Raw genomic sequence first — 13,184 nt, forward strand, 5'->3', positions numbered from 1 at the left:
CGATGCTTTTGATCTTAAAGGTTTGAGACTTTCTGCCAGACCTTCGGCTTGAAGAACAGCGTCTCGCCCTTCGCCAGGCCCACCAGGCTGTCGTGGTCCTTCACCACTTCAGCTTCGATCAGCTCGCTCTGGCCTTCCACCTTCAGGGTCACCCGAGTGGTGGCGCCCAGCGGGCGAATGTCGCGCACTTCGGCGGCGTGGTGATCCTCCAGCTCCGAACGCGACAGCGAGACTTCATGGGGGCGGAACAGCACATGTCGATCCTCACCCAAGTGCAGGCGGTTCGAGTCGCCGAGGAAGTGATACACAAAGTCGCTGGCCGGGTTTTCGTAGACATCGCCCGGTGAGCCAATCTGCTCGATCACACCCTTGTTCATCACCACGATCCGATCCGCGACTTCCATGGCCTCTTCCTGGTCGTGAGTCACGAACACCGAAGTCAGGTTGATGTCCTCGTGCAACCGTGCCAGCCAGCGCCGCAGTTCCTTGCGTACCTTGGCGTCGAGGGCGCCGAAGGGTTCGTCCAGCAGCAACACCTTGGGCTCCACCGCCAGGGCGCGGGCCAGGGCGATACGCTGGCGCTGGCCGCCGGAAAGCTGTTCGGGGTAACGGTCGGCAAGCCAGTCCAGTTGCACCATGTTCAATAACTCGTGGACCTTGGTCGCGATCTGGCTTTCGTTCGGGCGTTGGTTCTTGGGCTTCATGCGCAAGCCGAAGGCAACGTTGTCGAACACCGTCATGTGGCGGAACAGGGCATAGTGCTGGAATACGAAACCGACGTTGCGATCACGCACGTCGTGGCCGGAAACATCCTCGCCGTGGAACACGATGTTGCCCTGGTCCGGGGTTTCGAGGCCGGCGATGATCCGCAGCAAGGTGGTCTTGCCGCAACCCGACGGCCCCAGCAGGGCCACCAACTCGCCGCTCTGGATGTCCAGGCTGATATCGTCCAGCGCCTTGAAGGCGTGGAAATTCTTGCTGACGTTACGAACTTCGATCGACATGACTTATTCCTCCGCGGCGCTGGCGCGCAGGCGGTTGATTCGGTTTTCGCTCCACTGCTTGAGCAGCAGGATCAAGAGCGCCAGGATCAGCAACAGGCTCGCCACAGCGAACGCGGCCACGTGGTTGTATTCGTTGTAGAGGATCTCGACGTGCAAAGGCAGGGTGTTGGTGACCCCGCGAATGTGCCCGGACACCACCGATACCGCGCCGAATTCGCCCATGGCCCGGGCGGTACACAGCACCACGCCATAGATCAGCCCCCACTTGATGTTCGGCACGGTGACATGCCAGAACATCTGCCAGCCATTGGCACCCAACAGCCGCGCGGCTTCTTCTTCCTGGGTGCCCTGCTCCTGCATCAGCGGGATCAGCTCACGGGCCACGAACGGCACGGTGACGAAGATCGTCGCCAGCACGATGCCCGGCAGCGCAAACACAATCTGGATGTCGTGATCCGACAGCCACGGCCCGAACAGGCCCTGGGCACCGAACATCAGCACATAGACCAGGCCGGCGATCACCGGCGACACCGAGAACGGCAGGTCGATCAGGGTCACCAGCATGCTCTTGCCACGGAATGAATATTTGCTCACGCACCACGCGGCGCTGACCCCGAACACCAGGTTCAGCGGCACCGAGATCAGCACCGCGATCACCGTGAGCTTGAGCGCCGACAGGGCATCGGGTTCGAAGATTGCGGCAAAGAACGCCGCCAGGCCCAGCTTCAGCCCCTGGGAGACTACGATGAACAGCGGCAGCAGCAGGAACAGCGCAAAGATCAACCAGCCAAGACCGATCAGGACTCGCCGCGATGTTGCACTGCCGCGGCGGGCGGCGTTGGTGGAGGCCGCGTAAATAGACGATTGGGACATGTTCGCGCCTCCTTATGGGGTTTCGATGCGCCGCTGCAGCAGGTTGATCAGCAGCAACAGGACGAAGGAAACCACCAGCATCAGCACGCCGATGGAGGTGGCGCCGGTGTAGTCGTATTGGTCGAGCTTGACCATGATCAGCAGCGGCAGGATCTCGGTTTTCATCGGCATGTTGCCGGCGATGAAAATCACTGACCCGTACTCACCCACGCCACGGGCAAAGGCCAGGGCGAAGCCGGTCAACCAGGCCGGCAACAACGCCGGCACAAGGACGTGGCGGAACACCTGCCACGGCTTGGCACCGAGACAGGCGGCGGCCTCTTCGACTTCACGGGGGATATCGGCCAGCACCGGCTGCACCGTGCGCACCACGAACGGCAGCGTCACGAAGGTCAGCGCCAGGGTGATGCCCAGCGGGGTGTAGGCGATCTTGAAACCCAGGTCGGTGGCAAACTGGCCGACCAGACCGGTCGGCGCATACAACGCCGTCAGTGCAATACCCGCCACGGCGGTGGGCAAGGCGAACGGCAGATCGATCATTGCATCGATGATCTTGCGACCGGGGAAGGTGTAGCGCACCAGCACCCAGGCCAACAGCGTACCGATCACACCGTTGATGATCGCCGCGCACAGAGCAGTGCCGAAGCTGAGCTTCAAGGCCGCCAGCACCCGTGGCGCGGAGATGATCGCCCAGAACTGTTCCCAGGTAAGTTGGGCGGCATGTACGAACATTGCCGCCAGGGGTATGAGCACAATCAGACTGAGGTACACCAGGGTGTAGCCCAGCGTCAGCCCGAAGCCGGGTATGACGGGGGATATGCGACGCGACATAAAGGTCCTTGGTTGAGAACGCGCAAAAACTGTGGCGAGGGGATTTATCCCCGTTGGGCTGCGAAGCAGCCCCAAAGCAGCCGACTCAATTCACCTGAGCATAAAGACATGCCAGATTCGGGGCCGCTTCGCGCCCGAACGGGGATAACTCCCCTCGCCACAGATTCAGTGTCCGGCCTTAGCTTGTAATCAGCTCATTCAGGCCTGCCCAGCTTACTGCGCCTGATAGATCTGGTCGAAAATACCGCCATCGTTGAAGAATTTCGGCTGGGCGGTTTTCCAGCCACCGAAGTCCTTGTCGATGGTCACCAGGTCCAATTTCGGGAACTGCCGGGAGTACTTGGCGGCCACGTCCTTGTCACGTGGACGATAGAAGTTTTTCGCGGCGATTTCCTGGCCGGCCGGGCTGTAGAGGTGCTTGAGGTAGGCTTCGGCGATCTCCAGGTTGCCCTTTTTCTCGGCATTCTTGTCCACCACCGCCACCGGCGGCTCGGCGAGGATCGACAACGACGGCACGACGATGTCGAATTTGTCCGCGCCGCCGTCTTCTTTCAGCGCCAAGAAAGCTTCGTTTTCCCAGGCCAGCAACACGTCGCCCTGACCGTTGTTGACGAAGGTAATGGTCGAGCCGCGGGCGCCGGTGTCGAGGATCGGCACATGCTTGAACAGTGCTTGAACGTATTGCTTGGCCTTGGCTTCGTCACCACCGTTGGCCTTGAGGCCATAGGCCCAGGCGGCGAGGAAGTTCCAGCGAGCACCGCCGGAGGTCTTCGGGTTCGGGGTGATGACCGACACGTCATCCTTGATCAGATCGCCCCAGTCCTTGATGCCCTTGGGATTGCCTTTACGCACCAGGAAAACGATGGTCGAGGTGTACGGTGTGCTGGCTTCCGGCAGGCGTGTTTGCCAATCCGCCGGCAGGGACTTGCCCAGCTTGGCGATTTCGTCGATGTCGCCAGCCAGAGCCAGGGTCACCACGTCAGCCCGCAGGCCATCGATCACCGCCCGACCCTGCTTGCCCGAGCCACCGTGAGATTGCTGGATCTTCACGCTATCGTCCGGGTGCGCTTTCTTCCAGAAACTGGCGAATTCGGCGTTGTAATCCTGGTACAGCTCGCGAGTCGGGTCGTAGGACACGTTAAGCAACTCGTAATCCTTGGCAAAAGCGGAACCTGCAAAAACAGCGCTGGCCAAGACGGCCAAGGCATAACGGCGAATTGACGGCATGGTGAAAACTCCTGGAATTCCGGTTTTTTTATGTTTGTGAAGTGTTGGTCTTCAACCCGGTTTGTGGCTCGGCTGCTGCAACCGGAATTTTTCCTTGCGCTCGATCTGGACGACTTGCGCGTTGTGCACAGTGATTTCCACCGCGCCAAAACGAAGGTCCCGCAAGGCATTGAGGATCTCGCGCAACAGAGTTGCTTCGTCCTGACCGTCAACGCTGCGTAGAGATGCGCTCATGCTATTGCTCCTTGAATGCCTGGAAGTGGGCGGCACCGTTTGTGGCGTAGGAGCAATACTAGATAGGCGTAGATATTCTTAAAAAGACTATTTAAGAATTTTTATATAACCAAAAACACAAGCAGCCGATGTGCAAAGGCAATTAATTGATTGCGGGCGCGCGATCCCAATCCAGCTGCTGCGCGGCAACGGGTCGTCCGAACCAGTAGCCCTGCCCCATCCCACAGGCATGTTCCAGCAGGAACGCTGCCTGCTCGCGCTGCTCGATGCCTTCGGCTTGCACTTGCATACCCATGCTGCGGGCCAGGGCGATGATTACCCGGACAATCGCTGCGTCGTCCTCATCCCACGGCAACCCGGCCACAAAGCCCTGATCAATCTTGAGCTTCTGGACGGGCAAGCGTTTGAGTCGCAGCAGCGACGAATAACCGGTACCAAAATCATCGATAGCCAGTCGCACCCCCAATTCCCGCAGACGGTGCATTTGCTCCAGGGCCACCTCCGGATCGTCCATCACCGCGCTTTCGGTCACTTCCAATTCCAGACAGGCCGGGTCCAGGCCTGAAACGTGCAGCACCCGCGCGACCTGTTCGTACAGCTCGCGACGGGCGAACAGCCGACTGGAAACGTTGACCGCGACAAACGATAACGCCACCCCGGCCTCCTGCCATTGACGCATCTGTCGACAGGCCTGCTCCATGACCCAGGCATCGATTTGGGCGATCAGCCCGGTGCGCTCGGCGATGGGAATGAACTCGGCCGGCGAAACCAGACCGCGCTCGGGATGTTCCCAGCGCACCAAAGCCTCGACACCGATCAGGCGGCTGGTCGCCAGATCGTGTACCGGCTGGTAATGAACCCGCAGCTCCTGCTGCTGGAGCGCGCGTCGCAGTTCGAAGGCGATCTCGACCCGTTGCTGGGCATGAGCGGTGAGTTCTTCGGTATACAGGGCGTAGCCATCGCGCCCGGCACTCTTAGCCTTGAACAAGGCGGAGTCGGCATTGCGCAGCAGTTGCCCCGCGCTGAGGGCATCCCCGGGAAACAGGCTGATGCCCACGCTGGCATTGATGAACAAGAGCTGGTTTTCGAGGCGTAACGGTTCTTTCAGGGCATCGATAATGCGCTGGGCCAGCACCGCCGCCTGCGCCGGCTGCGAGCAATTTTCCACCAGCACCGCAAACTCGTCGCCCCCCAGCCGGGCCAAGGTCACGCCGGGCGCAAACAACCCCCGGAATCGCTCCGCCACGCTTTTGAGCAATTGATCGCCAACGTGATGCCCCAGGCTGTCGTTGATGTTCTTGAAATGGTCCAGGTCCACCAGCAACAAGGCGCAGCCGCGTTTGTGCAACTGCGACGACGCCAGCGCCTGCTCGGCGCGATCGGAAAACAGCAGGCGATTGGGCAGACCGGTCAGCGGATCGTGGTGGGCCAGGTACGCCAGTTCGTGCTCCGAATCCTTGATCGCGCTGATGTCCGAGAACACCGCGACGTAATGGCTCACCTGACCGTTATCGTCGCGAACGACGCGGATCGTCTGCCATTGCGGGTAGATCTCACCGCTTTTACGTCGGTTCCAGATCTCGCCGCTCCACTCGCCACGGCTGCCCAGGGACGCAAACATCTCCTGGTAGAAATCCGCCCCGTGACGGCCAGACTTGAACAGGTTGGGCCGCCGGCCCAACACCTCATCCCGGGCATACCCTGTAATCGTCATGAAGGCGCGATTGACGTGCACGATCAGGCCGTTCGGGTCCGTCACCAACACCCCTTCGCGCGTGCAATCGAAGACGGCGGCGGCCTGGCGCAAACGTTCGCCGTCGGCACGGTGTTCGCCTGTTCCGAAAAGCCGGGATATCCGCACACCCGCCAGGAAAACCAATCCGGCGCTGACCAGGACCCAGGCATATCCGTTGATCAACTGCCAGCGAAGCTGATCGGCAGATTGATCGAAAAAGCTGCTCAATAAATAACCAACCAGCTGCAGCCAGACGACCGACAGCACGAGATAAAGCAGCGCTCCACGCATGGCGCTGCGGTGATAGACGGTCATTCGGCGATCCATGTCCCCACAAAGAGGTGGGAATTATAGAGTAAGAAACATCCTGCCACTGTTATCTGAAAGGCCGACTGGTTTTATCTGTGCGGCAGGTGATAATGCAACGGCTGTTTCTATCTTTATCGAGGGCCCTATAGCCTATGTGGTACGAAGGTTTTCTTGGCTTGTCGCCCTGGTCACTGGTGGCAGTCACCCTGCTGATGACCCATGTCACGATCATTGGCGTCACGGTCTACCTGCACCGTTATTCGGCTCATCGCTCCCTGGAGCTCAACGCCGGCCTCAAACATTTCTTCCGCTTCTGGCTGTGGTTGACCACGGCGCAGAACACCCGCGAGTGGACCGCCATCCACCGCAAGCACCACGCCAAATGCGAAACCGTCGATGATCCCCACAGCCCGGTGATCAAAGGCCTGTCCACCGTGCTGCGCAAAGGCGCCGAACTCTATCGCGCCGAAGCGGAAAACCCCGAAACCCTGCGCATCTATGGCAAGAACTGCCCTGATGACTGGATCGAGCGTAATCTCTACAGCCGCTTCCCACTCATGGGCGTGGCGATCATGGGCGTCATCGACCTGCTGCTGTTCGGCACCATCGGCATCACCATCTGGGCCATCCAGATGATGTGGATTCCGGTCTGGGCCGCGGGCGTGGTCAATGGCCTGGGTCATGCCGTGGGCTACCGCAACTTCGAATGCCGCGACGCGGCGACCAACCTGGTGCCCTGGGGCATCCTGATCGGTGGCGAAGAACTGCACAACAATCACCATACCTACCCCAATTCGGCCAAGCTGTCGGTACGCAAATGGGAGTTCGACCTGGGCTGGGCCTGGATCCAGGTATTCAGTTTCCTGCGCCTGGCCAAGGTCCAGCGCGTCGCGCCGATCGCCCACCGTGTCGAGGGCAAGGGGCATCTGGACATGGACACCGCCATGGCGATCCTCAACAACCGTTTCCAGATCATGGCCCAGTACCGCAGGCTGGTCATCGCGCCGCTGGTCAAGCAGGAACTGGAAAAGGTCGATCACTCGGTCCGCCACCAATTCCACCGGGCCAAACGCCTGTTATCGCGGGAAACCAGCCTGCTGGATGAGCGTCACCACGCGCGCATCCAGAGCATGTTGGAACACAGTCAGGCGTTGAAGGTGATCTACGAAAAACGCCTGGCCTTGCAGCAGATCTGGGCCAAGACCAGCAGCAACGGCCACGACATGCTCGCGGCCATCAAGGAATGGATCCACGAAGCCGAGGCCAGCGGCATCCAGTCCCTGCGCGACTTCGCTGACCAGCTCAAGACCTACTCGCTACGGCCTGCAACGGCCTGATAAGCAACCCCGCCAGCCGGCGGAATGCTGTTCACTTAAAAAGATGGCGCTTCTCCTTGAGTGGGGAAGCGCCTTTTTTTGGGGGCCTTGTGTGCTAGTGTCGAGCTATGACCCATTATTGCCTCACCTCGACTACCACCACCACGACCGCTGAAAGCGGAGCGTGCGAGGTATCGTGAGCCAATAGCAGACGAACTTCAAAGGCCCGCCAGCGATGGACAGGGCCTTTTTTACGCCCTTGTGTCGCTGGCTCAAACGCAAGGAGATGCACTCATGTACGCCCTATTGATACTCGATATCCAAGTCGGGCTTGTTCACGGCCCGGAAAAACCATGGCGCTGCGAAGAGTTGTTGGCAACAGTGAATACCCTGATGGACAAGGCACGCAACGCTGGCGCCCCGATTTTTCTCGCGCGCCACATTGGGCCCGATGGATCTCCAATCGAACCAGGCAGCCCGTTGACGATGATTGCGCAGGAACTGAAGCTTCTGGGTGAAGAGGTGGTATTCGAAAAACGGCGGCCCAACGCCTTCGAAATGACCGACCTGGCGGAGAATTTGCGGTCTCTCGGGGCTACCGGCGTGGTGATCACTGGCATGAAAACCCAATACTGCGTCGATAGCACCTGTCGTGCTGCTCGTGATCTTGGCTTCGACGCGGTACTTGTCGCCGAAGGCCATACCTGTTCAGACACGCCCGTGATGAAAGCCAAGGACATCGTTGCTCATCACAATGCGACTCTTGAAGGGCCGTTCTGCCGACTAGTTCGGGCTGAGGAGTGGAGCTTCCAGCAGAGCCGAAACTAAGGGAATGCACATGGCTTGCCGGCCACAAGATGCATTGCCGGCACGCTCATGACATTGCTCGCAACCGACTTACCACCAGGACGACTCAGCACCCAAGGCGTCACGCAACTGCGCCGCAGTAATGCGGCGCTGTCCCGGATCAAACGTCAGCGCCAAGCGCAACGCCGCCCAGCAACGCCTGGGCAAATTGCGCGGAGCTTTGAGTTCGCGCTCCATGCGGGCGTCTCGAGCTTGGGTTGAAGGTAAACGGCGGAACGGGTGTTTGCCGCTCGCCAGCTCATACAGTAAGCAAGCCACCCCATAGGCATCGGCCCCCTCTGACAACGGTGCGCCGTCAAGCAACTCAGGGGCGGCGTAGCTCGGGGTCCAGGCGTTGAGGCGGTCTCGACTCAGGTTTGGCAGGCCCTTCAACGGGCCCTCTTGCGCCAGGCCCAAGCCGAAATCGAACAAACGCACCCCCTCCTCGCTGAGCATGACGTTGCTTGGCTTCATGTCCCCGTGCAGCACGCCCCTGCTGTGGGCATACGCCAAGGCGTCGAGCAGCGGCGCGGCGATGGCGTGCAGTTCATGCCAGGGCAAACCCAGCGGCCGCTCGCAAAGCAGTTTGTCCAAGGTCAAGCCGCGCATCAGTTCCATGGTGATAAAAGCCCGTCGATGGTCAGCATCCACTTCGAAGGTGTATGGACGCAACACGTTCGGGTGATGCAATCGTCTGCTCAGGGCGAACTCGCTGTAGAGCAGCGCGCTCGCGTCAGGTGAGCCATCGAATTGCTCACTGAGCATTTTCAACGCAATGTACGGATCGGGATCACCGTATTGTTCGTGTAGCAGGTCCCGTACGCGATACACGATTCCCATGCCGCCTGCTCCGAGCAGGCGTTCTAGGCGATAGCGACCTGCGAGTACTTCCGGCATGTCGCTGATACGACGCTCGCCCGATGCCATCGAAGCAGACGCATTGGCGAAGGCGGAATTCGTGGCATGGCTACCCGCCCCACCTATTTAGCACCCCTTTTCCATCAAGCTACGCATCCTTGCGCCTTTGCCTACAACTACGCCAGAATCCACCCGCTTGTGCGCCTTGCCCATGGGTTCTATCGTTTCCCTGCCACTGCCCATCAGTGGTCGGGTTTAGTAGCCCTGGTTGGAAATACATAATGGTTGCATGAGTCTCATCAGTCAGGCGTCGCCTGCATTTGATGGTGGCTGTGCGCATGGCGCCTTCGGGCGCGCCGGGCTTTTATGTATTTTCCACCGGTCTACTAACTTGCGCACAGCTGCCACCCCCTTCGTTTAGTAGCGAGATGGTTGCGGCCTACTAGAAGGAAAAATGCATATGTTCAAGATAACGCCGAACCCTCCAGAAACAGACCCAACCTCGACTCATTCCGGTAGCAAAAATAAAAAGCACGACGAAGCCGCCAAACGCGCCTTGGATCACTACCTGCTACCGAAACCGGAAAAGTCCGAAGAGGCATCCAAACCGGGCCAGTTGTTCACCGTGGCAAAAAACGCCGACAACGAATGCCTGCTCGCCAACCTCAGCGAAAACCTGGCATCCGCCGACGCGATGATCAGCAACCTGGCTTTCGACCTCGAAGGCCCCCGCCGCCACATCGCCCTCGGTGTCCAGCAACTGATCGAACTGAGTTCATTGCTGGCGAATCGGGTGCTGGATAACGTCGATCCGCGATAACAACCCATCCGATACCAAACCCGACGTCTTGCGTCGGGTTTGGTGTGTTTGCATCTGACCAAAGCGAACCTGTTTCATCTCATCATTGGGCTGCGATTTTGTTTCGCTGCATCACTTACAGACACCTAGCAAACGGCACAAGAACTAACGACTATCGACCTTCGTCTGCTATCGACTCAAGCGGACATACCTAATGACCACCATTCGCCGTGTTTAACCACCGGACAGGACTGCATAATCAAGGCGCTGCTGGATAGAACTCACCATCATCACCCTGAACTCTCGCGTTCAAACTGCGAGCAATCTCTTCGAGTTTTGAGATCGCCTTGTCAGTCGGATTTTTTGTATACAGCTCACCAAGATCTGAGCGATACCAGAGCGGAAATGACTCTCCAGATATGGAGACCATAAAGTCTTGTGGGCTATTGGCAACATCCCTGATGACCTCTGGGTCGGTTTTCAAATGTTCTTGCCATTCTTCGAAGGTGATTTTGGGACCGAAGTCGTCAGCCCAAAAATTCTTGCGACTGATATGTAGATCGTAACCGGCGACTGCAAAGGTGCTAACCCCCATGAGAAGCACTGAAAGAAAACTACGCATATGCCCCTACTTGAGGATGTCTGTGGGATTTATGCTGACGTCCTGAGACTTTCCTTACAAGGGGAGCCTGCTACAAAAGTCCGCTCTTGGCCGGTAGCTGCCGTCGGAACGAACCGCACAAACCCGTATGCGCCCTATAGATTCACGCGGACAACCTCCACGCGGCTTCAAAATTTGCAGTTTCCCCCGAGCATCCCGTAACTCAGCAGAAAAATATCAATCTGCCACTATTGTTATGACCATTGCTGCCGACACAGACAGCATCGTTTTTAATCATAGGGACTTGATGCATGTCTTTTCACACCTTCCGCACCCTCGCTGCACTGACGTTACTCGCCTGCCTCACGCTCACCGGTTGCGCCCATGTTCAACCGCCAGTACCACTGGATCATCAATTCTGGGACGCCAAGGAGCCGACTATCGGCGTGGCGATTACCGTCGTGCCGGAGCCTGTGCTGGCGCTGACCGGCAATCAGGGTCTTCTGGATTTTGCCATCAACAAGGGCGTTAACAGCACGCTCAGCGACAGTGTCGAGAAATGGCAAGTCAAGGACCTCAACACGCTGCCGGACGCCATTGTCGCCAAGTTGCAGGCCAAGGGTTACAAGGCCAAACGAATCGACGAGCCGGTGGATCTGAAGGTCTATAAGGAAGTCAGTTTCCGCGAAGGCTACACGGTCCGCGACCTGACGCCGCTCAAGGCGACTTACGGGGTGGATCGCCTGTTGTTGGTCAACATTCTGGCTACCGGCGCCACTCGCAGCTATTACAGCGTCGTGCCGACCAGCGTGCCGATGGCCCAGGTGGGCGGGCAAGGCATGGTGGTTGATCTGGCCGACAACAAGCTGCTGTGGTTCAAACCTTTTGCCGTTGTGCAGGCCGCTCAGGGTGAGTGGGACGAGCCCAACTACGCCAATCTGACCAACGCCTTCTACCAGGCGATGGATACCAGCCGCCAGCAAATGATCACCCCGTTCGAACAACAATGAAACGGGCGCTGTTAGCGGCCGGCACGCTGGCCCTGCTGGTGCTGGCCGGTTGCGCGCAGAAGCCTGCGCCGCCGGCCGGTTTCAAGTCGCAAGAGGCGGTGACTTACGTCCAGGCCCATGGGGTCAAGGTGGATGTACAACTGCCGCCGGCGTTCGTGGGGGCCAGCACTGTGGTCGACGCCAAGGCCGCGCAGCAGGCCGCGTCGTCGAGCCATAATCTGATCGCCAGTTCCGGCAACACTGCCGGGCTTGCCGGTTTGCTGGTCGCCAGCCTGATCAATACCCAGATGGGCAGCGGCAGCTTGCAGCGAGATGCGGAAACCGCTGCCGCCAAGGAGTCGCGCCCGCTGGCCGACCTGTTGGCGGGCGTGCCGTTGCAGGAACGTCTGCAACAGCGTTTCCAGCAGGCTTCGCTGGCGGCCGGCCTCAAGCAGGGAGCGGGGCCCGTGACCGCGCGCCTACTGGTCGAACCTAAACTGATGCTCACTCCCGATCGCGGCAGTTTCGTGCTGATCAATCAGGTGCAGGTCCAGGATATTGCCGGTTCGGCGCTGTACCGCATGCGCATCGAAGTCACCAGCCAGCCGATTCGGCGTTGCGGCAGCCGCTGCATTGATGATGGCAGCCTGGATCTGACGCAAGTCACGGCGGTGCTGGACGAGTGCATCGACGAATCGATGCGCGTGCTGACCACTGACCTGATGCTGCCGACCCCACCGCCAGCCGCTCAGGAAACCTTGCGTTATGTGCTCGATGGTCAGCGCGTGGTCGAGCGCGGTTATCAACTGGCCCACAACGGCAGTTACTGGCGTTATCGCAACCTCTACGGCGCGGTGAAATCAGTGCCGGTGCCGTTCGAGGATGCGCTGACAGAGGCGCAATTGCAGAAGGTATACGGGCGTTAATCTGGGTTGCGCCACCGAGCGGGGATAAATCCCCCGCCCAACCAACAGGCGGCCATCGCGAGCAGGCTCGCTCCCACATTGGCGGTTTGGGGCATTCGACGTTCGGGACAAAGCCATAAAAAAAGGGCATCCGACTCAATCGGCATGCCCTTTTTTTCTACCGTTGCCCCCTAACCGGGGAACCCGCGGCGATTATGGATTGACGCTGTCCTTCAACATTTTGCCCGGCTTGAAGGCGACGGTGTTGCTGGCCTTGATCTTCACCGGCTCACCGGTCTGTGGGTTTTTGCCGGTACGCGCGCCGCGGTGGCGCTGCAGGAAGGTGCCGAAGCCTACCAGGGTGACGCTGTCCTTGCGGTGCAGGGCGCCGGTGATTTCTTCGAGAACGGCGTTGAGGACGCGGTTGGCTTGCTCTTTAGTGAGGTCAGCCTTTTCCGCGATGGCGGCGGCGAGTTCTGGTTTACGCATGAATGAAGCCCCTTTTGACGGTTTTTTTGTTGTTATGTCTGGGCTGTACTCATGGAAACAGCCCCTAAGGCGCCGCAGGCTCTACTCTGCGGCAGACGGGAGTGAGGATGGCACGGGGCCGCAGGCGACGCCAGTGTCAGGGTGGCCTTTGTCGCGCCGAAAGCAGGG

General features: G+C 59.3%; 14 protein-coding genes. 5 read left to right on the forward strand and 9 right to left on the reverse strand.

Annotated features, from left to right (window positions below):
- Positions 1-14: 14 nt before the first annotated feature.
- From PSEUDOMOFG3G_RS22150 to dibA, 6 genes are all read right to left on the reverse strand, one after another.
- Positions 15-1,004, reverse strand: coding sequence for a sulfate/molybdate ABC transporter ATP-binding protein (locus tag PSEUDOMOFG3G_RS22150; RefSeq protein ID WP_139048647.1), 990 nt, complete (start codon positions 1,002-1,004; stop codon positions 15-17).
- A gap of 3 nt (positions 1,005-1,007) precedes the next feature.
- Positions 1,008-1,877, reverse strand: coding sequence for a sulfate ABC transporter permease subunit CysW (cysW, locus tag PSEUDOMOFG3G_RS22155; RefSeq protein ID WP_139048648.1), 870 nt, complete (start codon positions 1,875-1,877; stop codon positions 1,008-1,010).
- Positions 1,878-1,889: 12 nt separating this feature from the next.
- Positions 1,890-2,708 carry a sulfate ABC transporter permease subunit CysT gene (gene cysT, locus PSEUDOMOFG3G_RS22160; RefSeq protein WP_047230311.1) on the reverse strand — a complete coding sequence of 273 codons (819 nt, stop codon included), beginning with the start codon at positions 2,706-2,708 and terminating at the stop codon, positions 1,890-1,892.
- Positions 2,709-2,921: 213 nt separating this feature from the next.
- Positions 2,922-3,935, reverse strand: coding sequence for a sulfate ABC transporter substrate-binding protein (locus tag PSEUDOMOFG3G_RS22165; RefSeq protein ID WP_047230312.1), 1,014 nt, complete (start codon positions 3,933-3,935; stop codon positions 2,922-2,924).
- A 51-nt stretch (positions 3,936-3,986) separates the two neighbouring features.
- A complete protein-coding gene (gene oscA / locus PSEUDOMOFG3G_RS22170) occupies positions 3,987-4,169 on the reverse strand; it encodes a sulfur starvation response protein OscA (RefSeq protein WP_047230313.1) in 183 nt (60 codons plus the stop codon).
- Between the two features lie 142 nt (positions 4,170-4,311).
- Positions 4,312-6,219, reverse strand: a complete 1,908-nt coding sequence (dibA, locus tag PSEUDOMOFG3G_RS22175) for a phosphodiesterase DibA (protein WP_139048649.1) — start codon at positions 6,217-6,219, stop codon at positions 4,312-4,314.
- A gap of 146 nt (positions 6,220-6,365) precedes the next feature.
- Here dibA and desA point away from each other — a divergent pair, with 146 nt between their 5' ends.
- Both desA and PSEUDOMOFG3G_RS22185 read left to right on the forward strand, forming a co-directional pair.
- Entirely contained in the window at positions 6,366-7,550 is a 1,185-nt protein-coding gene (gene desA / locus PSEUDOMOFG3G_RS22180; RefSeq protein ID WP_076383221.1) for a delta-9 fatty acid desaturase DesA, read from the forward strand.
- A gap of 273 nt (positions 7,551-7,823) precedes the next feature.
- Complete coding sequence (locus tag PSEUDOMOFG3G_RS22185) at positions 7,824-8,357, forward strand: cysteine hydrolase family protein (RefSeq protein WP_139048650.1); 534 nt, start codon at positions 7,824-7,826, stop codon at positions 8,355-8,357.
- Positions 8,358-8,426: 69 nt separating this feature from the next.
- On the opposite strand, the gene PSEUDOMOFG3G_RS22190 is transcribed toward PSEUDOMOFG3G_RS22185, so the two are convergent.
- Complete coding sequence (locus PSEUDOMOFG3G_RS22190; protein WP_139048651.1) at positions 8,427-9,302, reverse strand: serine/threonine-protein kinase; 876 nt, start codon at positions 9,300-9,302, stop codon at positions 8,427-8,429.
- Positions 9,303-9,693: 391 nt separating this feature from the next.
- Here PSEUDOMOFG3G_RS22190 and PSEUDOMOFG3G_RS22195 point away from each other — a divergent pair, with 391 nt between their 5' ends.
- Positions 9,694-10,053: a DUF6124 family protein gene (locus tag PSEUDOMOFG3G_RS22195; RefSeq protein WP_107323128.1), complete on the forward strand. Its 360-nt coding sequence runs from the start codon at positions 9,694-9,696 to the stop codon at positions 10,051-10,053.
- A 238-nt stretch (positions 10,054-10,291) separates the two neighbouring features.
- Here the strand turns inward: PSEUDOMOFG3G_RS22195 and PSEUDOMOFG3G_RS22200 are convergent, their stop codons facing one another.
- Positions 10,292-10,654: a hypothetical protein gene (locus PSEUDOMOFG3G_RS22200; protein ID WP_139048652.1), complete on the reverse strand. Its 363-nt coding sequence runs from the start codon at positions 10,652-10,654 to the stop codon at positions 10,292-10,294.
- Positions 10,655-10,944: 290 nt separating this feature from the next.
- Here PSEUDOMOFG3G_RS22200 and PSEUDOMOFG3G_RS22205 point away from each other — a divergent pair, with 290 nt between their 5' ends.
- Positions 10,945-11,643: a hypothetical protein gene (locus PSEUDOMOFG3G_RS22205; protein ID WP_139048653.1), complete on the forward strand. Its 699-nt coding sequence runs from the start codon at positions 10,945-10,947 to the stop codon at positions 11,641-11,643.
- The gene (locus tag PSEUDOMOFG3G_RS22210; RefSeq protein ID WP_139048654.1) at positions 11,640-12,548 is read left to right on the forward strand and encodes a hypothetical protein; all 909 of its coding nucleotides are present in this window, start codon (positions 11,640-11,642) and stop codon (positions 12,546-12,548) included. Before PSEUDOMOFG3G_RS22205 ends, PSEUDOMOFG3G_RS22210 begins: the two co-directional genes overlap by 4 nt.
- Before the next feature lie 192 nt (positions 12,549-12,740).
- Here PSEUDOMOFG3G_RS22210 and PSEUDOMOFG3G_RS22215 read toward each other — a convergent pair whose 3' ends face one another.
- The gene (locus tag PSEUDOMOFG3G_RS22215) at positions 12,741-13,016 is read right to left on the reverse strand and encodes an HU family DNA-binding protein (RefSeq protein ID WP_024777879.1); all 276 of its coding nucleotides are present in this window, start codon (positions 13,014-13,016) and stop codon (positions 12,741-12,743) included.
- Positions 13,017-13,184 lie beyond the last annotated feature (168 nt).

The sequence above is a fragment of the Pseudomonas sp. FG-3G genome (assembly GCF_901007645.1).
GTDB lineage: Bacteria > Pseudomonadota > Gammaproteobacteria > Pseudomonadales > Pseudomonadaceae > Aquipseudomonas > Aquipseudomonas rhizophila.

Bases quoted from the DNA above. Each gene is read 5' to 3' on its own strand.
- PSEUDOMOFG3G_RS22150 (WP_139048647.1), bottom strand. From the start codon at position 1,004: ATGTCGATCGAAGTTCGTAACGTCAGCAAGAATTTCCACGCCTTCAAG.
- cysW (WP_139048648.1), bottom strand. From the start codon at position 1,877: ATGTCCCAATCGTCTATTTACGCGGCCTCCACCAACGCCGCCCGCCGC.
- cysT (WP_047230311.1), bottom strand. From the start codon at position 2,708: ATGTCGCGTCGCATATCCCCCGTCATACCCGGCTTCGGGCTGACGCTG.
- PSEUDOMOFG3G_RS22165 (WP_047230312.1), bottom strand. From the start codon at position 3,935: ATGCCGTCAATTCGCCGTTATGCCTTGGCCGTCTTGGCCAGCGCTGTT.
- oscA (WP_047230313.1), bottom strand. From the start codon at position 4,169: ATGAGCGCATCTCTACGCAGCGTTGACGGTCAGGACGAAGCAACTCTG.
- dibA (WP_139048649.1), bottom strand. From the start codon at position 6,219: ATGACCGTCTATCACCGCAGCGCCATGCGTGGAGCGCTGCTTTATCTC.
- desA (WP_076383221.1), top strand. From the start codon at position 6,366: ATGTGGTACGAAGGTTTTCTTGGCTTGTCGCCCTGGTCACTGGTGGCA.
- PSEUDOMOFG3G_RS22185 (WP_139048650.1), top strand. From the start codon at position 7,824: ATGTACGCCCTATTGATACTCGATATCCAAGTCGGGCTTGTTCACGGC.
- PSEUDOMOFG3G_RS22190 (WP_139048651.1), bottom strand. From the start codon at position 9,302: ATGGCATCGGGCGAGCGTCGTATCAGCGACATGCCGGAAGTACTCGCA.
- PSEUDOMOFG3G_RS22195 (WP_107323128.1), top strand. From the start codon at position 9,694: ATGTTCAAGATAACGCCGAACCCTCCAGAAACAGACCCAACCTCGACT.
- PSEUDOMOFG3G_RS22200 (WP_139048652.1), bottom strand. From the start codon at position 10,654: ATGCGTAGTTTTCTTTCAGTGCTTCTCATGGGGGTTAGCACCTTTGCA.
- PSEUDOMOFG3G_RS22205 (WP_139048653.1), top strand. From the start codon at position 10,945: ATGTCTTTTCACACCTTCCGCACCCTCGCTGCACTGACGTTACTCGCC.
- PSEUDOMOFG3G_RS22210 (WP_139048654.1), top strand. From the start codon at position 11,640: ATGAAACGGGCGCTGTTAGCGGCCGGCACGCTGGCCCTGCTGGTGCTG.
- PSEUDOMOFG3G_RS22215 (WP_024777879.1), bottom strand. From the start codon at position 13,016: ATGCGTAAACCAGAACTCGCCGCCGCCATCGCGGAAAAGGCTGACCTC.